The 20,315-nt window shown below is 69.8% G+C and carries 19 protein-coding genes; 11 read left to right on the top strand and 8 right to left on the bottom strand.

From position 1 onward, the window contains the following. Positions 1-28 precede the first annotated feature (28 nt). The 5 genes from pabB to FPZ41_RS22860 are packed head-to-tail and all read left to right on the top strand — an operon-like array spanning position 29 to position 7,263. Positions 29-2,158 (top strand): aminodeoxychorismate synthase component I, encoded by a 2,130-nt coding sequence (pabB, locus tag FPZ41_RS22880; RefSeq protein ID WP_322620592.1) that lies wholly within the window; start codon positions 29-31, stop codon positions 2,156-2,158. After that, positions 2,155-3,681: a benzoate-CoA ligase family protein gene (locus FPZ41_RS22875; protein ID WP_152865415.1), complete on the top strand. Its 1,527-nt coding sequence runs from the start codon at positions 2,155-2,157 to the stop codon at positions 3,679-3,681. The genes pabB and FPZ41_RS22875 overlap by 4 nt, the downstream gene beginning before the upstream one ends. 29 nt (positions 3,682-3,710) lie before the next feature. Beyond that, complete coding sequence (locus FPZ41_RS22870) at positions 3,711-5,282, top strand: class I adenylate-forming enzyme family protein (protein ID WP_152865413.1); 1,572 nt, start codon at positions 3,711-3,713, stop codon at positions 5,280-5,282. Next, positions 5,279-6,457 (top strand): FAD-dependent monooxygenase, encoded by a 1,179-nt coding sequence (locus FPZ41_RS22865; RefSeq protein WP_152865411.1) that lies wholly within the window; start codon positions 5,279-5,281, stop codon positions 6,455-6,457. Before FPZ41_RS22870 ends, FPZ41_RS22865 begins: the two co-directional genes overlap by 4 nt. 11 nt (positions 6,458-6,468) lie before the next feature. Next, positions 6,469-7,263, top strand: a complete 795-nt coding sequence (locus tag FPZ41_RS22860; RefSeq protein WP_152865409.1) for an aminotransferase class IV — start codon at positions 6,469-6,471, stop codon at positions 7,261-7,263. Positions 7,264-7,425: 162 nt separating this feature from the next. Here FPZ41_RS22860 and FPZ41_RS22855 read toward each other — a convergent pair whose 3' ends face one another. Further along, a complete protein-coding gene (locus tag FPZ41_RS22855) occupies positions 7,426-7,917 on the bottom strand; it encodes a carboxymuconolactone decarboxylase family protein (protein ID WP_152865407.1) in 492 nt (163 codons plus the stop codon). 179 nt (positions 7,918-8,096) lie between these two features. Between FPZ41_RS22855 and FPZ41_RS22850 the strand changes: the two genes are divergently transcribed. Then, positions 8,097-8,792, top strand: a complete 696-nt coding sequence (locus tag FPZ41_RS22850; RefSeq protein ID WP_152865406.1) for a L,D-transpeptidase family protein — start codon at positions 8,097-8,099, stop codon at positions 8,790-8,792. A gap of 30 nt (positions 8,793-8,822) precedes the next feature. Here FPZ41_RS22850 and FPZ41_RS22845 read toward each other — a convergent pair whose 3' ends face one another. The 4 genes from FPZ41_RS22845 to FPZ41_RS22830 are packed head-to-tail and all read right to left on the bottom strand — an operon-like array spanning position 8,823 to position 13,295. Beyond that, entirely contained in the window at positions 8,823-10,025 is a 1,203-nt protein-coding gene (locus FPZ41_RS22845) for a Gfo/Idh/MocA family protein (RefSeq protein ID WP_152865440.1), read from the bottom strand. Positions 10,026-10,039: 14 nt separating this feature from the next. Further along, a complete protein-coding gene (locus FPZ41_RS22840) occupies positions 10,040-11,383 on the bottom strand; it encodes an ABC transporter substrate-binding protein (RefSeq protein WP_152865404.1) in 1,344 nt (447 codons plus the stop codon). Positions 11,384-11,393: 10 nt separating this feature from the next. Next, complete coding sequence (locus FPZ41_RS22835; protein ID WP_194236183.1) at positions 11,394-12,323, bottom strand: carbohydrate ABC transporter permease; 930 nt, start codon at positions 12,321-12,323, stop codon at positions 11,394-11,396. A gap of 18 nt (positions 12,324-12,341) precedes the next feature. Further along, positions 12,342-13,295: a carbohydrate ABC transporter permease gene (locus tag FPZ41_RS22830; RefSeq protein ID WP_152865402.1), complete on the bottom strand. Its 954-nt coding sequence runs from the start codon at positions 13,293-13,295 to the stop codon at positions 12,342-12,344. 170 nt (positions 13,296-13,465) lie between these two features. Between FPZ41_RS22830 and FPZ41_RS22825 the strand changes: the two genes are divergently transcribed. After that, positions 13,466-14,644, top strand: coding sequence for an ROK family transcriptional regulator (locus FPZ41_RS22825; RefSeq protein ID WP_152865400.1), 1,179 nt, complete (start codon positions 13,466-13,468; stop codon positions 14,642-14,644). Positions 14,645-14,711: 67 nt separating this feature from the next. Beyond that, the gene (locus FPZ41_RS48565; protein WP_228022911.1) at positions 14,712-14,900 is read left to right on the top strand and encodes a hypothetical protein; all 189 of its coding nucleotides are present in this window, start codon (positions 14,712-14,714) and stop codon (positions 14,898-14,900) included. Between the two features lie 138 nt (positions 14,901-15,038). On the opposite strand, the gene FPZ41_RS22820 is transcribed toward FPZ41_RS48565, so the two are convergent. From FPZ41_RS22820 to FPZ41_RS22810, 3 genes are all read right to left on the bottom strand, one after another. Continuing rightward, on the bottom strand, positions 15,039-16,406 hold the full coding sequence (locus FPZ41_RS22820; RefSeq protein ID WP_152865398.1) for a S1 family peptidase: 1,368 nt from the start codon (positions 16,404-16,406) through the stop codon (positions 15,039-15,041). A gap of 98 nt (positions 16,407-16,504) precedes the next feature. After that, positions 16,505-17,071 (bottom strand): GNAT family N-acetyltransferase, encoded by a 567-nt coding sequence (locus FPZ41_RS47235; protein ID WP_322620591.1) that lies wholly within the window; start codon positions 17,069-17,071, stop codon positions 16,505-16,507. A gap of 36 nt (positions 17,072-17,107) precedes the next feature. Next, positions 17,108-18,184 (bottom strand): hypothetical protein, encoded by a 1,077-nt coding sequence (locus FPZ41_RS22810; protein WP_322620590.1) that lies wholly within the window; start codon positions 18,182-18,184, stop codon positions 17,108-17,110. 236 nt (positions 18,185-18,420) lie between these two features. Here FPZ41_RS22810 and FPZ41_RS22805 point away from each other — a divergent pair, with 236 nt between their 5' ends. The 3 genes from FPZ41_RS22805 to FPZ41_RS22795 all read left to right on the top strand — a co-directional run. Next, complete coding sequence (locus tag FPZ41_RS22805) at positions 18,421-19,020, top strand: HAD family acid phosphatase (RefSeq protein WP_322620589.1); 600 nt, start codon at positions 18,421-18,423, stop codon at positions 19,018-19,020. 54 nt (positions 19,021-19,074) lie between these two features. Continuing rightward, positions 19,075-19,461, top strand: a complete 387-nt coding sequence (locus FPZ41_RS22800; RefSeq protein WP_152865396.1) for a PPOX class F420-dependent oxidoreductase — start codon at positions 19,075-19,077, stop codon at positions 19,459-19,461. Positions 19,462-19,554: 93 nt separating this feature from the next. Next, positions 19,555-20,315, top strand: a 761-nt coding sequence (locus FPZ41_RS22795) for an SAM-dependent methyltransferase (RefSeq protein WP_322620588.1), incomplete at its 3' end; no start/stop codon positions are given.

Here is a 20,315-nt window from a genome sequence, read left to right as displayed (position 1 = left end):
CCGCGAACGATCAAAGGGGGGTGGGCGGGTGAAGACCCTGCTCATCGACAATTACGACTCGTACACGTACAACCTGTTCCAGTTGATCGCCGAGGTCAACGGTGAGGAACCGGTGGTCGTCCTCAACGACACCCCGCCCGACGGCATCCCGGACCTTAGGGAATTCGACAACGTCGTGGTGTCGCCGGGACCCGGACACCCCGCGGAGCCGCGGGACTTCGGCATCGCCGCACGGGTCATCGCCCGGTCCACGGTCCCCGTCCTCGGCGTCTGCCTGGGCCACCAGGGCATCGCCGTGGGGGAGCGGGGGAACGTGGCTGCCGCACCCGAGCCCCGCCACGGATACCTCTCCACCGTCCGGCACGACGACCGGGACCTGTTCCAGGGGCTGCCGCAGAACTTCACCGCGGTCCGCTACCACTCGCTGGCGGTGAGCGAACCACTGCCCGAGACCCTGGAGGCCACCGCGTGGTCCGAGGACGGGGTGGTCATGGGGCTGCGGCACCGCACCCGGCCCCTGTGGGGAGTCCAGTTCCACCCCGAGTCCGTCCTCACCGACTACGGCCACCGGATGCTCGTCAACTTCCGCAACATGACCGCGGAACGGGCCTCAAGGCCGCGTACGAAGAACACCGCCGTCACCCCCTCAGCGGCCGCGATCCCCCGTCAGCGACGGTCCCCCAGCCCGGCCTACCGGCTGCACACCCGCCGTATCGCCACGGCGATCGACGCCGAGGCCGCCTTCACCCGCATGTGCGCCGACGCGCCCCGCGCGTTCTGGCTCGACAGCTCCCAGGTGGAGGAGGGCCGCGCCCGCTTCTCGTTCTTCGGCGACGGCAGCGGCCCCCTCGCCGAGTTCGTCCGCTACGACGCCACCGCCGGGGTCTGCGAGGTCGAGCGGCCCGGACTGCCCCCGCGCAAGGTCCGGGCGAGCATCTTCGACTACCTGAAGCGGCAGCTGACGACCCGCCGCGTCGACGGGGCCGGACTGCCCTTCGACTTCACCGGCGGCTACGTCGGCTACTTCGGCTACGAGACCAAGGCCGACTGCGGCTCCCCGAACCGCCACCGGGCCGAAACCCCCGACGCCTGCTGGCTGTTCGCGGACCGGCTGATCGCGGTCGACCACGAGGAGGGCTGCACCTACGCCGTCTGTGTCGCCGAGGACACCCCCCAGGCCGCCCGCGAGGCCGCCGACTGGCTCGACACCGCCACCGCCCAGCTCACCTTCGTGGCGTCCGCCGAGCAGGTCCCGGCCCCGCCCACGACCACCGAGCCGAACACCTCCGCTGCCGAACCCTGGCTGGTCCGCGACCGGGCGACCTACCTCGCGGACATCGAGGCCTGCGGGCGCGAACTCAGGGCGGGCACCAGCTACGAGATCTGCCTCACCAACGCCGCCCGGTTGCCCGTGTCGTACGACCCGTACGACTACTACCGGGTGCTGCGCCGCCTCAACCCGGCACCGTACGCGGCCTTCCTGAGGTTCGGGGACCTCGATGTGGCCGGCTCGTCACCCGAGCGCTTCCTGCGGATCACCCGGGACGGCATCGCCGAGGCCAAGCCCATCAAGGGGACCGCGCCGCGCGGTGAGACACCCGACGAGGACCTGCGACTGAGGGACGAACTGGCCGCGGACGCCAAGACACGCGCCGAGAACCTCATGATCGTCGACCTGCTCCGCAACGACCTCGGCCGCGTCTGCGCCACCGGCAGCGTCCGTGTCTCCCGCCTGATGGCCACCGAGACGTACGCCACCGTGCACCAGTTGGTCTCCACCGTCGAGGGACGGCTGCGCGACGGCACCGGCGCCGTGGACTGCGTACGCGCCTGCTTCCCCGGCGGATCGATGACCGGCGCGCCCAAGCTGCGCACCCTGGAGATCATCGACGAACTGGAGACCGAGGCCCGCGGCGTGTACTCCGGAGCCCTCGGCTACTTCGGGTGCAGCGGCGGCGCCGACCTCAACATCGTCATCCGCACCGCCGTGTTCACCGGTGGCCGTATGCACCTCGGCGCCGGCGGCGCGATCGTCCTGGACTCCGACCCGGTCGCCGAGTACGACGAGATGCTGCTGAAGACCGCGGCCCAGATGCGGGCCCACCAGCACACCGAGCGCTCCGCCCTCCCGGCCACCGCTGAGGAGCACGCCCGATGACGACACCGCAGTCCACCCTCGTCCCCGCCGACATGGCCGCCCCCGGCAACCTCGCCGCCCATCTCGCCGCGCTCGCCGAACGCCGCGAGTGGACCCACCGCATCGCCTTCCACCAGGGCCACCGTGCCTTCACCCACGGCGAGGTGCACGACCTCGCGGCCCGCGCGGCCACCGTGCTCGCCGACCACGGAGTGCGTCCCGGCGATCGGGTGCTGCTCGCCCTGCCCGACTCCGTGGCCTGGGTGGCGGCCTTCCTCGCCAGCGCCCGGCTCGGAGCCGTCGCCGTCCTGGTCAACCCCGAACTCACCCCGCCCGAACACCAGTTCATGGCCGACGACACCGAAGCGGCGCTCTGCGTGACCGGACCCGGACTCGACGACAACTTCCCCCGCCGGACCCGCCTCGGCGCCGATCAGCTCATCGCCCTCACGACGACCGCCGAACCGGCCACCGACGCCCACCCGGTCGATGCGCACACCCCGCTCTACATCCAGTACACCTCCGGCACCACGGGCCACCCCAAGGGGGTCGTCCACTGCCACGGCGACCCGAAGACGTACCACGACCTCATCGGCAGGCGGCTGCTGCGCATCACCGAGGACGACGTCACCCTGTCGGTGTCCAAGCTGTACTTCGCCTACGGCTTCGGCAACGCCTTCGTCTTCCCGCTCTTCTCCGGCTCCTCCGCCGTCCTGGTGGACCGCCGGCCCACCCCAGCCGCCGTGGACGAGATCGTCGCCCGCCATCGCGTGACCATGCTGTACTCCGTGCCCTCCGCGTACGCCGCGCTCGTCGCCGACCGGGGCAACGGGCACGAGACGTGCTTCGCCTCGGTGCGCGCCGCCGTGTCGGCCGGCGAGGGCATGCCCGCCGGTCTGGGCACGCAGGTCACCGAGCTGCTCGGCGCGCCCGTGCTGGAGCAGATCGGCTCGACCGAGGCCGGGCACGCCTTCTGCGCCAACAGCTTCGAGCACAACCATCCCGGCACCGTAGGCCGCCCCGTCCCCGGCTTCGAGGTGGAGCTGCGCGACCCTGCGGGCAACAAGGTTCCGGACGGTGAGGAGGGCGAACTCTGGGTGCGCGGCCCGACGCTGACCGCCGGCTACCTGAACCGCCCCGAGGAGTCCGAGCGCACCCTGGTCGGCGGCTGGCTGAACACCCGGGACCGGGCCCGCCGCGAGACCGACGGCACCTTCCGGCACCTGGGCCGGGCCGACGACATGGAGATGGTCGGCGGCATCACCGTCTCCCCGCTGGAGGTGGAGGCCCTCCTGCGCAGACATCCGGCGGTCCGGGAAGTGGCGGTGGCCGCCGTCGCCGACGAGCGCGGCGCCAGCCGGCTGCGGGCCTTCGTCGTCCCCGCCACCCCGATCCCCGTGGGCCTGGAGGCCGAACTCATCTGCCTGGCCCGCGAGAAGCTCGCCGCCTTCAAGGTCCCCCGCAGCGTCAGCTTCGTCCCGTCCCTGCCCCGTACCCCCACCGGCAAGCTCCGCCGCCACCTCGTCCGCGAGGGCGCGTGGTGACCCGGCCTCCCGCAGAAAGGATTGGGCACATGCGACAGCCGCAGCCCCTGCTCCCCGCCGACCGTGGCTTCTACCTCGGCTCGATGTTCCGGGAGGCGGCCGACCGCCACGGTGGCGTCTTCGTCACCCTCGACCACCCGCTCGACGTCAACCCCGACCTCGGCGTCGACCTCAGCTACACGGTGCTGGCCGACGTGGTCGAGGAACTCTCCGGCCGCCTCTGGGAGGCCGGGGTACGGCCCTCGGAGGAAGTGGTCGTCCACAAGACGGACAACGTCGACATCGTCCTGCTGACCTGCGCGGTCTCCCGCATCGGAGCCGTCCCCGTCCTCCTGTCGCCGGGGCTCGCGGGCCCGGTCGTCCGCCAGCTCCTCGAACGGCTCCGCCGCCCCTGGCTGATCACCGACAGAGCCAAACTGGAGGGCCCCCTCAAGGACGTCGAGCTCACCGACGTCGTACGGCGGACGCTGTCCGTGGACGAGGCGCCCGGCGCCGAGCCACTGGAGAAGTACACGGGTGCCGCGACCCCCGCACCGGTACGGCTCCACCCCAGGGAGGCCTCCCTCATCACCCACAGCTCGGGCACCACCGGCGTCCCCAAGCTCGCTGTGCACTGCCCGAACACCATGTGGAACCGGCTCGTCCCGCAGAAGGCCATGGGCTGGCCCACTCGCGGCGAGACCGCCGCCCTGCACATGTCGTTCGTGCACTCGCGCTTCTACCATCTCCTCGGCGTCCTGCTGCACTTCGGCAGCCCGCTGGTGCTGATCACCGACCCGGACCCGTCCTCCGTGGGCCCGATCCTCGCCCGGCACCGACCCGGCATCGTCGAGACCCACCCCAACACCTTCGTCCTGTGGGAGGAGTTGGTGGACGCGCCCGGAGCGCCGCTGTCCCGCGTCCGCAGCTACGGCTCCACCTTCGACGCGATCCATCCCCGCACCGTGCAGCGGCTCCTGGACGCCTCGCAGCGGCGCTCGCCCTGGCTCATCCAGCTGTACGGGCAGAGCGAGACGGGCCCGGTCGCCTTCCAGTGGTTCACCCGCCGCAGCGCGGCCCGCGCCGACGGCCGCCGGGTCGGCATCGGCATCCCCGGCTTCACCCGGGTACGGGTCGCGGACGGCTCCGGCCGGCGGGTCGGGCCGGGTACGGCCGGACGCATCGAGGCCCGCACCCGCGGCCGCATCCTCACCTACCTCGGCGCCCGGGACCGCTATCTGCGCCAGCTCAACGACGGCTGGTGGGAGATGGGCGACATGGGCTACCAGAGCCGCTGGGGTGCCCTGTACCTGATCGACCGTGAGATCGACCAGATCGACTCCGTGCACAGCAACCTGGAGGTCGAGGACACGCTGATGTCCCGACTGGAGGAACTGCGCGAGGTCGTCATCGTGCGGGGCGCGGACCGCGAACCCGTACCCGTGGTGTGCGTCCGCGGCGAGCAGCCCCTCGACATGGGCCGCTGGCAGGAGGCCACGGCAGACCTGCCCGCGATGGCCGAGCCGCGCCAGTGGAAGTTCGAGGACCTGCCGATGACGTCCACGTGGAAGGTGAAGAGGGTGGAGATCACCCGCATGCTCACCGAGAGCACGGTTGCATGAGCCGGGTCCTGGTCGTCGGCGCCGGACCCGTGGGCCTGTCGGCGGCCCTCGCCCTGCGCGCCCAGGACCTCCCGGTGACGCTCCTGGAGGCCGACCCCGAGGGCCGCGAACGGCCCGGCAGCCGCGCCCTGTTCGTCCACCGCGAGACCCTCGAACTCCTCGACGGCATGCGCCCGGGACTCGCCGACGAGATCACCGGCTACGGGCAGACCTGGCACACCAAACGCACCCTCTACAGGGGCCGCGAGGTGTACGCGCGCACCTTCCCGCCACCCACGGGCATCCCGCCCTTCACCAGCCTGCGCCAGGTGGACACCGAGCGGTTCCTGCTCGCCGCCTGCGAGGACGCCGGAGTGGAGTTCGTGTGGGGCGCCCGGATCTCCGGCGTGCGCGTCACCCCGGACGAGGTCGCCCTCACCGACGAGGACGGCCGTGTGTGGACCGGCACGCACGCCGTCGCCGCCGACGGCGCCCGCTCGGCCGTACGGCGCGAGCTCGGCATCGCCATGGAGGGCACCCACGGGGACGGCTTCCACGTCGTCGTGGACGTGGCCGACACCCCGGGGGCCGAGCTGCCGCTGGAACGGGTCTTCCACTACGAGCATCCGGAACTCGGCGGCCGCAGCGTGATGCGCGTACCGTTCACCGGCGGCTTCCAGGTGGACCTGCAGTGCCGCGACGACGACCGGCAGGAGGAGCACGGCACCGAGGAGGCCGTACGGCGCTGGCTGCCCGCGGCGGTGGGCGACGGCTACGACGAGCGGATCCTGTGGGTGTCGACGTACCGCTTCCTGCGCAAGGTCGCCGCCTCCTACACCGACCCGGGCCGCCGGGTGCTGCTCGTCGGCGAGGCCGCCCACCTCTTCCCGCCGTTCGGGGCGCGCGGCATGAACAGCGGCATCGCGGACGCGGCCGCCGCCGCGCGGGCCGTCGCCGCAGGCACCCCCGAGGCGGTCGCCGCCTTCGCCGAACTCCGGCGCCAGGCAGGCCTGTTCAACAGCGCGGCCGCGGGCACGGCCCTGGACCATCTGCGGCCCCATCGGCGCATCGTACGCGTCAAGCAGCGCGCGGCCGCGGCCCTCGCCCCCGTTGTGCCGCGGTGCGGCGCCTGGCTGGAGCACGCGCCCTACGGTCCCCGGCACGGCTCTCCGGCCGCCGCCGGCCGGAAGTACTGAGAGGAACCGCATTGACACAACCGGCCATCGCGGAGGGACTGTTGGCGTGGTCTCCCGACCGCGGTCTCACCCCCGCACCGGCGCAGGGCGGGCGGCTGCTCGTCGCGGACTCCTGGCTGCTGCGTGACGGGCGGGTGCGCGGCTTCGACCGGCACCGTGAACGCTTCCTGCGGGCCTGCGGCGAGTGCGGCGCGCCTCCCCTGCGGCGGCTCATCGAGTTCTGGCACGACATGACCGCCGCGCTCCCGCGCACGGGGGAGTGGTTCCCTCGCGTCGAACTCGTGGCCGGCTCCCTGGAGCTGCGCCTGCTGCTGCGGCACGCGCCACCGCTCGGCACGGACGTACGGGTGTGGGCGGCGGGCCAGCCCGATCCGCGCACCGTGCCGCGCCGCAAGGGGCCGGACCTGGACGCGCTGGCCCGGGTCCGGGGCCGGGCCGCCGGGGCGGACGCGGACGAGGCGGTGCTGATCGCGCCCTCCGGGGTGGTGCTGGAGGCGGCGAACTCCAGCCTGCTGTGGTGGGAGGACGACACTCTCTGCCTGCCGCCGCCGCGCCTGCCCGTCCTCGCCGGGGTCACCATGGCGCTCGTCCAGGAACGGGCCACGCGCACCGGCATCCGGGTCGCCCACCACGAGCGCACCCTGGCGGAACTGGACGGCCGTGAGGTGTGGCTCGTCAACGCCCTCCACGGAATCCGTCCCGTGCGCGCCTGGACCGGCCGCCCGCTGACCGCAGGGCCCGCCGTGCACGCCCCGGAATGGCGGCAGTGGCTGGACGACCTCATGGAGCCACTGCCGGACAACTGAATTCACGGGCACACACGGGTGCAAGGACGCGCCGGGCCGAAAGTGATACGGCCCGGCGCGATCAAACGTTCCCGAATATTGGAGAATTCTGACCGGATATTTCTTCTTCGAAATTCAGTCGCTGGAAAATCTGTCGCTCTTCCGAGGACCAGTCTCCGAAGGTCAGTCCTTCTTCGGGACGGGCTGGTAGGCGCCCGGCACCATCCGCGTGGCGATCGCGATCCGGTTGTACGCGTTGATGACGGTGGCCGCCCAGATCAGCGCCGCGATCTGCTCGTCGTCGAACACCTCGGCGGCTTCCGCGTACACGGCGTCCGGGACGTGTCCGTCGTGCACCAGCGTCACTGCCTCGGTCAACGCCAGTGCGGCACGCTCCCGCGAGTTGAAGAACGGAGTCTCCCGCCAGGCGCTCAGGGCGTAGATCCGCTGCTCGGTCTCGCCCTTGGCGCGCGCGTCCTTGGTGTGCATGTCCAGGCAGAACGCGCAGCCGTTGATCTGCGACGCGCGAATCCTGATCAGTTCCAGGATCTCCGACTCGACCTTCGCGTCCTGGGCCGCGGAAACAGCGGCAGCATGCAGGGAGCCCATCGCTCCGGACACGGCGGGGGTGATTTTCTTGAGGGCCACACGGGACACGGAATCACTGTTGGTCATAGGGAGACTCTATCTCCGCAATGCGGTTCCCGAACGAGAAATCCAGCGAATTCCCGCAGTGTGATCCACATGACCGTGCGATCGTTTCGTCTCGGCGTGCCCCTTCGTACAACCCTCTGCCCCGACCGAGTGTCCAGCAAGCAGAAGCAGCGACCAGCAGGCACACAGAGAGGCCCGCCATGGGGGACATACGCAGACGGGGCGCCGTCGCACTCGGGATCACCGGACTGGTGGCACCGCTCACTCTCGCACTGGGCACCGCGCCCGCGCAGGCGGCGAGTTGCACCACGTCGACCGGCCCGTATCAGAAGCAGGTCGAGAAGTTCCTCGGGCGGCCCGTCGACGGCAGGCAGTCCGCCGCCGACTGCTCGGCGATCAAGGCGTTCCAGACCAAGCACGGCATCACACCGAACATCGGCTACGCGGGCCCCGTGACCTGGGGCGTCATGGACCTCATGGGCAAGCAGAAGGCCGTGGGCGACAAACCCAACAAGGACGGCAAGTGCCCCGTCAACAAGGGTCGCATCGCCTGCGTCAACCTCACGCTCCAGCTCAGCTGGATCCAGGACGGCGACAAGCTCGTGCACGGACCGGTGCCGGTGCGCACCGGCCGTGACGGCTACGAGACCCGCACCGGACTGAAGAAGATCTACTGGCGGCACATCGATCACGTCTCGTCCATCTACGACGTGCCCATGCCCTACAGCCAGTTCTTCGACGGCGGCCAGGCCTTCCACTCGGCCGGCGTGAGCATGTGGAACCCGCCCGGCTCGCACGGCTGCGTCAACATGACCAAGGCCGACGCCAAGAAGTACTGGTCGCTGCTGAAGAAGGGCGACGACGTCTACGTGTACGGCCGCAAGCCGGGCACCTGACGCAGTGCAGGCGCCCGGCTCACGTGGCCGTCACGCCTCCGGGGCGTCCCCGAAGTCGGGGATGTCCAGCCTCGCACCGCCCTGCAGGGCTGACTCGTGGGCGATGATGCCCGGCAGGGTGTAGCGGGCGGCCGTCCAGGCGTTCACGGACGGCAGTGTCCGTGTGTTGACCGCGGTGACGAAGTCGTCGACCAGGAAGTGATGGCTGCCCTCGTGCCCGTTGTGCAGGTTGTCGAACTCCCGCGGCAGGCGCGAGCGGTCGTGCACGGGAGCCGACCCGGAGGTGAAGGCGGCCCGGAGGTCCGGCGCGATGTGCTGGAGCGACGGGTCGTCAGGAGACAGGGTGGGCTTGGGCTCCAGCAGTTCGCTGATGTCCTTCACCCCCTTCTTGTCCTGCCACAGGGCCACCGTCGCAAGCTGCTCCATGCTGGCGTCCGTCCCGAAGAACCGGAAACGTGACTCCCGTATGTGCGAGGGGTAGCCGACGCGCCGGAACTCGTTCGTACGGAACGAGCCGCCTCCCGCCACCTCGAACAGCGCGGTGGCGTTGGAGAAGTCGTTCCCGAACTGGCTGACGTCCTTGTCGAAGACACCGTCGCCGCGTCCGTCGACCACACCGATCGCGGACACGCTCACCGCGTGCGTCTGCCACGCCCCGAGCACCCCGCCCACCGCGTGCGTCGGGTACAGCAGCGGCGGATAGCTGGCGGTCGCCTTCCAGTTCTCGCCGCCGCTGTACTGGTACGCCTCGTAGAACCCGAGGTCCATGTCGTGCACGTAGTCGCCCTCGGCGTAGAAGATCCGGCCGAAGGCGCCCTGGGCGATCTGGTTGCGGGCGTGGACGGTCGCCGGGTTGTACTGGCTGGTCTCGCCCATCATGTACGTCAGCCCGGTCGCCCTCACCGCGTCGATGATCGCCGCGATCTCCTGTGTGGTGACGGCCATGGGGACGGCGGAGTACACGTGCTTGCCCGCGTTCAGGCCCTGGAGTACCAGCGGACCGTGCGTCCACCGCTGGGTGAAGATCGCGACCGCGTCCACCGCGTTCGACTCCAGCATGGCCTCGTAGGACGGGAAGGTGCCCGTGAGGCCTTCGGCGGCGGCGAGTTGCTCGGCCCGGTCGGGGAGCAGATCGGTGACGTACAGGTCGCTGACGCCGGGGTGGGCCAGGAACAGTTTGGCGAACTGGCCCGAGAACTGTCCGGCGCCGACGATGCCGAGGGAGAACGTCATGTAAGGCGTGCCCTTCACTGGTCGAGGATGAGATTGATCTGGTCGTTGGTCTCGTCGAGGCTGCTCACCGGCTTGCCCGTGCCGTAGATGGCCTCCATCTCGGGCTGCATGAGCGCCTGCACGTCCGCCGCGTAGTCGGTGATCGGGAAGGAGAAGGTCCGGAAGTCCTTCCTGTCGGCCACGGCTTGGGTGAAGGCGGAGACGTCGATGCCCTTCTTCTCGTAGGCGGCGACGGCGGCCTCGGTGCCGGCCGGAGTGGCCGGGAAGACGACCCCGTAGGCGCCGACGGCCCTCTGGCACTCGTCGGAGGCCAGGTAGGCCACCCACTTCCGGGCGCCGGCCTTGTTCCTGGAGGCCTTCGTGATGGAGTCGGCGAGGCCGTTCATCATCGTGGCGCGCTTGCCGCTCGGGCCGATGGGGGTGGGGGCGGACTTGATGTCCCTGCCCTTGAAACCGTCGTACGTCGAGATCATCCAGGCACCGTCGAAGGCGGTGGCGGCCCTGCCCGCGGCGACCTGGGTGTTGGCCTGGTTGGACTGGATGTTGTAGTCGGAGAACGGCGCCAGGTAGCCCTTCTTCGCCAGGCCGAAGTACCAGTTGACGACGGACTGGAAGGTGTTGCTGTCGTACTGGTACTTCGTGCCCCAGCGCGCCTTGTCCGTGTAGCTCCACCCGGCGGAGCCGGTGAAAGGGCTCCACTGCGTCTGGCCGTCGGCGAAGCCGCCGCCGTTGGTGGCCAGCCCGTACACCTTGACGTTGTTCTTGTCGAAGCCCGGCTCGTCGCCCCGCTTGCCGTTCCGGTCGACGGTGAGGTGGGCGATGGCCTTCTCGAAGGTGCCGCCGTCCTCCGGGTTCCAGGAGAGGCTGCCCAACTGCTCGGCGGTGAGACCGGCCGACTTCGCCATCTTGTCGTTGTAGAAGAGCGCGACGGTGTCCCAGTCCTTGGGAGCGCCGTAGCGGTGGCCGTCCTGGCCGATCCAGTTGGCGGCGAGGCCCGGCTGGTAGTCGGACTCCTTGATGTCCAGGTCGTCGAGCGGCTCCAGCACCTTCAGATCGGCGAACTGGCCGAACTTCTGGATGTGGTCGGTGAACACGTCCGGCTGGGTGCCCGCGATGAAACCCGCGGTGAGTTTGGTCCAGTAGTCGCTCCAGCCCAGCTGGGTGATCCTGACCTTCAGCCCGGGGTTCTCCGTCTCGAACCCCTTGGCGCAGGCCTGGTAGGCGGGCAGCTGGTTGGCGTCCCACAGCCAGTACGTCACCGTGCTCGCGGACGCCCCGGTGGAGTCGCCCTTCGCGCAGCCGGTCAGCAGGGACAGCGTCAGCGCTCCGGTCAGCGCGGTCAGCGTACGAAGTCGCATCAGGGTTCCCTCACTTGATCCCGGTGAAGCCGATGGAGCTGACGATGCGGCGGGCGAAGCAGGCGAAGAGCACCAGCATCGGCAGCGCGGCGATCAGCGTTGCCGCCGTGAGCCCCGACCAGTCCACGCCGGTCGCCGGGGTCTGCGCCCGGAAGATCGCCAGTGCCACGGTCAGCACGCGCGAACTGTCGCTGTACGAGACCATCAGCGGCCAGAAGTAGTCGTTCCAGGAGGTGATGTACGTGAGCACGGACAGCGTGATGACCGGCGTCGACGCCATCGGCAGGATCACCCGGAAGAAGATCTTGACCTTCCCCGCTCCGTCGAGCAGAGCCGCCTCCTCGACCTCCCGGGGGATGTTCATGAAGAACTGCCGCAGGAAGAACACCGCGAACGGCGTCATGAAGAGGGTGGGCAGGGCGATACCCAACAGCGTGTCCACCAGGTGGAGTTGCTTGATGAGCACGAAGTTCGGCAGCAGGGTGAAGATGGTCGGCACCATCAGTCCGGCCAGGAACAGGCCGAACACCGTGTCCCGGCCGCGCCAGTTGAGCCGTGCGAAGGCGTAGGCGGCCATCGCGGAGAAGAAGATCTGACAGCCGGTGATCAGGGTCGAGACGATCACCGAGTTCAGCAGATAGCGCCAGAAGTCGAGCCCGCCGCCCGCGCCGCCCTCCGCGATGGCTTCCTTGGTCGACTGCAGCCCGAGGGCCCGCTCGAAGCCACTGCCGGTGACGTCGACCGGGAGGGGGCTGGTGGGGTCGGCGTTCAGGCCCGCGTTGGTGGAGAGTGCGGTGCGCAGGATCCAGTAGAACGGCAGCAGGGTGATGAGGACGATGAGCCCCATCACGGCCCAGGCGGCGGCCCGCCCGGGGGAGAACCTGCGCCTGACGGGTCGTACGGCCGGCGGTGTTGTCGTCGCGGCGGTCATGGCAGCCATGTCGGTGTCTCCTTTCCGTCAGCCGAGGTCGGACTGGCCGGCCCGAGTGAGCCGGTACTGCAGGACGGTGATCGCGCTGAGCACGACCAGCAGCGCGACGGACATCGCCGAGGCGTAGCCGAACTGGAAGCGGCCGAAGGCGGATCCGTAGATGTAGTACTGGAGGACGTTGGTCGCGTTCGCGGGACCGCCCGCGGTGGTGACCGCGACGGTGTCGAACACCTGGAACGACCCGATCACGGTCATGATCAGCACGACCGCGAGCACCGGCCGCAGCAACGGCATGGTGATCCGCCAGAACATCCGCCACTCGCTCGCGCCGTCGACCTTGGCCGCCTCGTACATGCCGTTCGGGATCGCCTGGAGACCCGCGAAGAGAAGGAGGGCGGTGTAGCCGACGTGACGCCACACGTTGATCAGGGCGATGGTGGGGATCGCCCAGGTCTCGTCGGCGAGGAAGGGGATGCGGTCGAGTCCGACGGCGCTGATGATCTCGTTGCCGATGCCGAGCTGGGTGTCGAGGATCCACAGCCAGACCAGGCCGGCGACGACGTTCGACATCAGATACGGGGTGAGGACGATGCCCCGCAGCACGGCCGACTGGGTCAGCCGCTGGAGCAGGACGGCGATGGCGAGCGCCGACACCGTCTGGATGCCGATGTTGATGACGACGTACTCGACGGTGACCTTCAACGAGTCCCAGAAGATCGGGTCGTTGACCATGCGGACGTAGTTGTCGAGCCCCACCCACTCCGCCGGGGTCAGCAGGTTGAAGCGGGTGAAGCTCAGATAGATGCCGCGGAGCGTCGGCCAGAGCAGGAACACCAGGAAGCCCAGCATCGCCGGAGCGATGAAGACGGCCGCGAGGGCCCCATCACCGCCGGGGCGGGCCTTCGCCTTCCGGGAGGGCGCCACGGCCTCGGCGCCGCTCAGTGGTAGGCGTGATGGTGGACTGCTGGAGGCGACGGTCATCGGGGGACTCCCTCATCGGCGGCTCGTCCTCAGGCCACTTACTTTTGGGGCGGAATAATTGTGGCGTCAAGAGTCCTGCGGACATCTTTTCGGCAGCAGAGATCGAGACATAGACTGCGGCCGTTACTTCCGCAGTGAAAGAAATCTTGGGTTGGGGGAGTCCGACGTCCATGACCACACGGACCGCCAGTTGGCTGCCGCTCAGTACGGGTGAACGCGCGGTGGCGCTCGAGGTGCTCGTCCACGGCCCGCTGTCCCGCGCCGAGATCGCCCGGCGGCTCAGCCTCTCGGCGGGAAGCCTCACCCGGCTGACCAAGCCACTGCTCGAATCGGGCCTCCTCGTCGAGGTTCCCGAGGGCGCCGTGCTCGCCGGGGTGCGGCAGGGGCGACCCTCCCAGCCGCTCGACGTCGTCGCCGAGTCCCGCACCTTCGTGGGCTTCAAGATCACCGAGGACATGGTCTACGGCGTCGTCACCACACTCCGGAGCGAGATCGTCGCCCGCTACGACCGCCCGCTCACCACGCACGACCCGGACCGCGTCGCCGACCAACTGGGCGAGATGATCGCCGAGCTGACCCGCGCGCACCACGGTCTCGCCGGCGTCGGCATCGGGGTGGGCGGCCTGGTCCGGGACAGCGCCGTGGTCGGGGAGTCCCCGTTCCTGTCGTGGCGCGACGTACGCCTGGCCGAACTCGTCGAGGAGCGGACCGGGCTGCCGGTCGTCGTCGAGAACGACGTCGGCGGGCTGGTCGAGTCCGAGATCTGGTTCGGCGGCGGGCGCGGACTGGAGCGCTTCGTCGTCCTCACCATCGGCGCGGGCATCGGCTACGGGCTCGTCCTCGGCGGCAGACGGGTGCCCTGCGCCGAGGAGGACCGCGAGTTCGGCCGCCACTGGATCGTCAACCCCAATGGCCCGCTCACCCCCGAGGGTGCACGCGGCAGTGCGGTCTCCCTGCTGACCATCCCCAGCATCCGCTACCAGATCCGGGCCGCCACCGGCCGTGACCTGACGTACGAGGAGATCCTCACCGCCGCCGCCGCGGGCGAGCCCATGCCCGCACGCATCATCGACGAGGCGGCGCGCGCCCTGGGTACGCTGGTCGCCCAGATCTCCAACTTCGTCATGCCGCAGAAGATCGTGCTCGCCGGCGAGGGCGTCGGCCTGATCGACGTCGCCGGCGAAGCCGTGTGGGAGACCATCCGTGCCCACCGTCATCCGCTCGCCGAACCGGTCCCCCTGGAGACCAAGGTGTCGGACTTCCACGACTGGGCGCGCGGGGCCGCGGTGCTGGCGATCCAGGTGCTGGTGCTCGGCACGGACCAGGGCGGCGGTGCGAACGCAGAGTGAGGAGCTTCACGTTCCGTAATGCCCGAAGCGTCGGCTTTACTCACATCGGCTTCACGTGTGACCACGTATGGTTCACGCCATGTCCACCAGTGCTGAAGTAGTCCTGGAAAGACCGGAAAGAACTGCAGCCCAGGTCAACGAGGAGATCCGGGCCCTGTGGTCCCGGAGCGGCGGCACACTCAACGGGGAACAGCGGCGCGACTACCAGCGCCTGGTGAGGGAGTGGGCCGCGGCTTCTCCTGGGTCGGCTGCCTGAGCGCGCTCCGCTCGGGGGCGCGCCCCAAAAGGGGCGCGGGGCTGTGACATTTGCGGCTCCGCCGCGTGGACGCTACCAGCCACAAACAGCCGACAGACGGCAACGGACCCCGGCAGACGGGACCCGAAACCCGGCAAGTCAGCCCCAGCTCCGCGCATACTGCCGACGGTAAGCGTTCCGCTCCTGTTCCGTACGGATGTACCTCGTCGCGACCAACGCCACCAGACTCCCCGCGATGACCAGCAGCCCCGGTCCCACGTTCCGCGGGTTCGTGATCTGTTCCACCAGTGAGGTCACCGCTTCCGACGGCTCCACGGGCTGCACCGCACCCGGCTGCGCCGCCCCGGGCTCCACGGCCCCGTCTGCCGCCCCCGCCGACGGCGAGGCCTGATCCGCGGGAGTGTCGGACACCCCGGCCAACGTCACGTTCAGCGCGGTGAGCGCCTTGGTGAGCGGCTGGAAGAACGTCGTCCCACCGGATTTGCAGTCCCCGTTGCCGCCGGACGTCACTCCCAGGGCGACACTCTCGGAGAAGAGCGGGCCGCCGCTGTCGCCCGGCTCGGCGCACACCGTGGTCTCGATCAGCCCGGTGACCGTGCCCTCCGGGTAGTTGACCGTCGCGTTGAGCGCGGTCACCTCGCCCTCGGCCAGCCCGCTGGTGCTGCCGCTGCGGAACACCTTCTGGCCGACCGTGGCATCGGCCACCGACGTGATGCGCACACCGCGCCCCTCGCCGATGGCCACCACGTTGGAGTCCTCACTCTCGTCCTCGTTGTCGTACTGCACGAGGGAGAAGTCGGCGCCCGGGAAGTTCGACGTGATGGTCCGGCCGACCTGCCGGTTGCCCTGGGTGTCGCCGAACCACACGGAACCCGCCGGCCCGCAGTGCCCGGCCGTGAGCATGAACCTGCTCTGCCCGTTCGTCACGTTGAAGCCCACCGAGCAGCGCCCGCTGGTCGAGAAGATCGGCTGGGCGCCGTTGAGCCGGGTGGTGAAGGTGCCCTCGGTGCGCTCCATCCGCACCGAGCCGCCGATCTCCTCGGCCATGCGGGTCATGCGCGACCAGGCGTCCTTGGAGACGGTCTTGTCGGCGCGCACCACGACCTCGTTGGACGAGGGGTCGATGGCCCACGAGGTGCCTGCCACCCGTGGCGCCGAACGCAGCTCCTTCGTAGCGGAGTTGAGGTCCTCCATGCTGTAACGCACCTTCTTCGGGCGCGCCCCCGCGGCCTTCACCTCGGCAGCCGCCTCCTCGTCGGTGACCGCGACGACCGGCTCTCCGTCGGACGCGATCCACGAGCCCGCCGTGCGCGAGTCGCCGAGTTCGGACACCAGTCCCGAGCCGGTGTCGGCCACGGTGCGGGCCGTGCTCGTCGGGGGAGAGGTCGCGGTGGCTGGTGGTTCGCTCGCCATGGCCTGCGTGACCATCAGTCCTCCGCAGAGCAGTCCGCCGACTGCCGCCAGCCGTGCCACTCGCCGGACGACCCGTCGTCGTGCGTGCCTCATTCCATGGCTCCCGAACACCGAACCGCACGGCGTCAACCACCGCCAGGACCCCCGTCGTTGAGCGCCCTTCCCTCATACGTGCAGCATGGCCCGTGTGTTCACCACGCGGCGTCGGCGTATCCCATCGACCGGTTCATGGCGATCGCGCTCACGTTCAGCGGATGGTGGACCGTACGGGCCGTGCTCACCCCGCAGATCCCGGGGAAGCCGATGCCGTACGTCTTCATCGCCACCGAGATGCCCCGCCCGCGGTAGGGGGCCCGCACCCCGGTCATCTCGTTGAAGACGAACCCCGAGGCCCGCTGGTCCGACGACGCGGCCATCCCGATCCAGGCTTCGCCGTCGAGGGCTAGTACGACACCGCGCGGATCGAAGCCGGGCGCCTCGAAGCGCCGCCGGTGGTACTCGTCGTAGGTGTGGAACGCGCCGCGCTGCGGGATGTCCGCCGAGCACTCCTTGTTGAGCTCGTACAGGGCGCGCCGGTGCTCCGGGGTGTCGCCGAGCTCGGACAGCGTGGTCAGCCGGATGCCGGAGGTGCGGCACGTGTCGACGTACGGCTGGAAGCGCGCCAGGTCGAAGGCGTCGACGTCCAGGTGGAGCTTCACCCACCCGATCGCCGTCGTCGACTGGGAGGGGCGCTGGGAGATGTCCGGGGTCTGCGTCACGGGCTGGGCTCCTGTGGTTCCTGTGTGCTGCGGGTGTCAACGCGCAATGTAGAGGGGCACGTTGGGATCCGTCGGCACTCCGGGGATCTTCACAGGTGCTTGAGCCGGGGTCCGGTCGCCGTCGGCGGCCGGGGCGAGCACGGCCCAGCTGCGGTCGTCGCCCCACACGGAGTACGGGTCGACGTACGGGCGCAGGAGCGTGGTGAGCCGGGCGTCGCCGTGGCCGCCCCGCTCGTCCGAGGCGATCTTGCGTGCGATGCCGGCGAGGAAGTCGGCGAGCTGCACCCGTGGATCCGAACGCGCGGCGACGAGCCGCAGCCCGGCGAGGTCGGCCGTCTTCTTCAGCCAGGCGATGCGCTCCTCGGTGAGCATGTTCTGCCGGTCGTGCACGAGCGAGACGGGCCGGCCCTCACCGCTCCAGTGGGCCGCTGTCCGCACAATGGCCGGAAGCAGGGGATTGAGCACGGGGAAAACGGCGGGCGTTTCGGCGATCCGCGCCCGATAGGCGTCGGCACGGGAGCGGGCCGCGAGGAGAGCGGCCAGAATGTCCCCCAGCTCGTTTCCGCTCCCGTCACCGGAATACGTCCAGGACAGCGCGCCGACCAGGTGGAAGAAGGCATCGACCGGGGCGCCCGCCTCTCCGTTGTTCCGTACCCGCAGCAGACTGTTCGAGGATTCCAGAAAACCCCGCCACCGCTCGTCGCCGAACGCGTTCCGGCCCTCCCGGTAGAGGGTGACGGCCGCCGTTCCCGCCTCCCCGAGGAGCAGGTCGACCATGCGGTCCACCACGAAGAACGGCTTCTCCGTCAGGTGCACATGGGCATGTCCGCACAGCGGGCCGCCGGTGTCGAGCAGCCACTCCAGAACCGCCCGGTGCTTCTCCCGCAGCAGGTGGTTCGCCTTGTACTCCTCGGCGGGGGACCGAATCCGGTCGCGTATCACCTGGACGGAATGTGCGGCGAATTCGACGGGCAGATGCACGCTCGCGTGCGCGAACACATCCGTGTTTCCACTGGTGAGGTTCTCGCCGTCCGATCCCGATTCGTCGCAGGCGATTTCGAGGGGCCGCCCGCCGGGAACGGCCCGTACCGGGTCCGCGCGCACATGAGCCACGGTTCTGCCCCCTGCCTGTCCGCCGAAAACATCATCGCGCACCAGTTGAAGCCTGGCGAGGCCATTACCGTCCCAGCCCGGCCGGGGGACGCCTTCTCCGGCTGATGCACAAGGCGCCGTCTACCAATCGGTAACTTTCGCGCCGGTTCCGCACCATCGATGGGCATGACCGCGACGATCGCGGCGACGGTGGGACCCCCGCCGCCGCTTCCTCCCCCCAGGGCGGGGCGGTCTCCGTGATCCTGGCGTTAGGCGTCGGGGGAACCGTCGGCGCCACGGGATCCGCCGCCGCGGCCCCTGCCGAAGCCACGGCGAGCGTGGCCGCGGCCCAGGCCGCCGAGGTCGACTACGACACCTGGCAGCGCGACGTCAAGGCCGTCATCGACCAGGCCAGGCCCTACATCCAGCAGCGCACGCAGGACACCGCGGGACAGAAACTCGCCGTCGTCCTCGACATCGACAACACCACGCTGGAGACCGACTTCCACCCCTGGTACCAGCTGCCCACCCCGGCCCTCAAGCCCTCGCTCGACCTGGCAGGCTACGCCCGCTCCCGCGGCGTCGACATCTTCTGCGTCACCGCCCGGCCGGGCATCATCGAGAGCCTCACCGACTGGAACCTCAAGACCGTCGGCTACCCCGTCTCCGGTCTCTACGCGCGCGATCTCCCTGACCTGTTCGAAGAGGTCAGCGCCTACAAGACCGGCAAGCGCGCCGAGATCGAGGCGAAGGGGTACACGATCATCGCCAACATCGGCAACAACGACACCGACCTCGTCGGCGGCCACGCGGAACGCACGTTCAAGCTGCCCGACTACGGCGGCCAGTTGTCCTGACGGCCGACACGACCGGACGGCCGGGTGATCTGCAGGCCCGCCTACACTCCCGTCATGGACGAGACAACGCTGGACGCGCTGGGCGCGGGCAAGTACGTGCTGATCACCAGCTACCGAAAAAACGGAACGCCCGTCGCGACACCCGTGTGGGTGGTGCGGGACGGAGAGACGCTCGGCGTCTGGACGGTCGAGGACTCCTGGAAGGTCAAGCGGATCCGTAACCGCGCCGACATCCTCGTGGGCCCCTGTGACCTGCGGGGCAACCCGACCGGCGAGCAGGTCCCCGGGCGGGCCGAGATCGTCGACCCGGCCACGGCCGAGCACTACCGCCGCCTCCTCGCCCGCAAGTACGGACTCGTCGGCCGCCTCACCCTCCTGGGCAGCCGAATTCGCCGCGGCAAGGAGGGCACGGTCGGGCTGCGCGTCTCGCTGACGCCCTGACGTTCCCGCAACTGGACTGTGAGCGACTGGGGTTGGGAGTATGCCACTGGTACTTCCAACGTCAACAACGGCTCGCTCCAAGGAGGTTGTCGGGTGTCGCAGGAATGGTCCGCCCCTGACACAGCAGCGTTAGCGAAGATCGACTCGACGGTGCCGCATTCGGCCCGGATCTGGAACTACTGGCTGGGGGGCAAGGACAACTACCCCGTCGACCACGAAGCGGGCGACGCCTTCATCAAGATGTTCCCCGGCATCACCGACCTGGCCCGCGACTCACGAGCGTTCCTCGGCCGCGCCGTCCGCCACCTGGCCGGCGAGGCCGGTATCCGCCAGTTCCTCGACATCGGCACCGGGCTGCCGACGGCGGACAACACGCATGACATAGCCCAGCAGGTGGCACCCACGGCCCGCGTCGTCTACGTCGACAACGACCCCTTGGTGCTCGCCCACGCCCACGCACTGCTCACCAGCACGCCCGAGGGTGTGACCGACTACATCGACGCCGACCTGCACGACCCGGACACGGTGCTGCGGGAAGCCGCCAAGACGCTGGACCTCTCCCAGCCCGTCGCCCTCACCCTGATGCAGGTCAGCGGACACATCGCCGACTACGACCAGGCACGCGCCATCGTCGGCACGCTGATGGGGGCACTGCCGTCGGGCAGCTACTTCGCGTTCAACGACAGCGTCGACACCAATGAGGGGAACGCCGAGGCGACCCGGCTCTACAACGAGACCGGCGCGGCCGCCTACTACCTGCGCAGCCCGCAGCAGCTCGCCGGCTTCTTCGAGGGCCTGGACCTGCTGGCCCCCGGCGTCGTCCCCATCACCGACTGGCGCCCCGACCCCGGAAC

This window comes from Streptomyces acidicola, assembly GCF_009377235.1.
Classification (GTDB): Bacteria; Actinomycetota; Actinomycetes; order Streptomycetales; family Streptomycetaceae; genus Streptomyces; species Streptomyces acidicola.
The sequence above is the reverse complement of the archived record's forward strand: the minus strand, read 5'-3'. Positions and strand labels throughout refer to the sequence as shown.

Bases quoted from the DNA above. Each gene is read 5' to 3' on its own strand.
- FPZ41_RS22875 (WP_152865415.1), top strand. From the start codon at position 2,155: ATGACGACACCGCAGTCCACCCTCGTCCCCGCCGACATGGCCGCCCCC.
- FPZ41_RS22870 (WP_152865413.1), top strand. From the start codon at position 3,711: ATGCGACAGCCGCAGCCCCTGCTCCCCGCCGACCGTGGCTTCTACCTC.
- FPZ41_RS22865 (WP_152865411.1), top strand. From the start codon at position 5,279: ATGAGCCGGGTCCTGGTCGTCGGCGCCGGACCCGTGGGCCTGTCGGCG.
- FPZ41_RS22855 (WP_152865407.1), bottom strand. From the start codon at position 7,917: ATGACCAACAGTGATTCCGTGTCCCGTGTGGCCCTCAAGAAAATCACC.
- FPZ41_RS22850 (WP_152865406.1), top strand. From the start codon at position 8,097: ATGGGGGACATACGCAGACGGGGCGCCGTCGCACTCGGGATCACCGGA.
- FPZ41_RS22845 (WP_152865440.1), bottom strand. From the start codon at position 10,025: ATGACGTTCTCCCTCGGCATCGTCGGCGCCGGACAGTTCTCGGGCCAG.
- FPZ41_RS22840 (WP_152865404.1), bottom strand. From the start codon at position 11,383: ATGCGACTTCGTACGCTGACCGCGCTGACCGGAGCGCTGACGCTGTCC.
- FPZ41_RS22835 (WP_194236183.1), bottom strand. From the start codon at position 12,323: ATGGCTGCCATGACCGCCGCGACGACAACACCGCCGGCCGTACGACCC.
- FPZ41_RS22830 (WP_152865402.1), bottom strand. From the start codon at position 13,295: ATGACCGTCGCCTCCAGCAGTCCACCATCACGCCTACCACTGAGCGGC.
- FPZ41_RS22825 (WP_152865400.1), top strand. From the start codon at position 13,466: ATGACCACACGGACCGCCAGTTGGCTGCCGCTCAGTACGGGTGAACGC.
- FPZ41_RS48565 (WP_228022911.1), top strand. From the start codon at position 14,712: ATGGTTCACGCCATGTCCACCAGTGCTGAAGTAGTCCTGGAAAGACCG.
- FPZ41_RS22820 (WP_152865398.1), bottom strand. From the start codon at position 16,406: ATGAGGCACGCACGACGACGGGTCGTCCGGCGAGTGGCACGGCTGGCG.
- FPZ41_RS22800 (WP_152865396.1), top strand. From the start codon at position 19,075: ATGGACGAGACAACGCTGGACGCGCTGGGCGCGGGCAAGTACGTGCTG.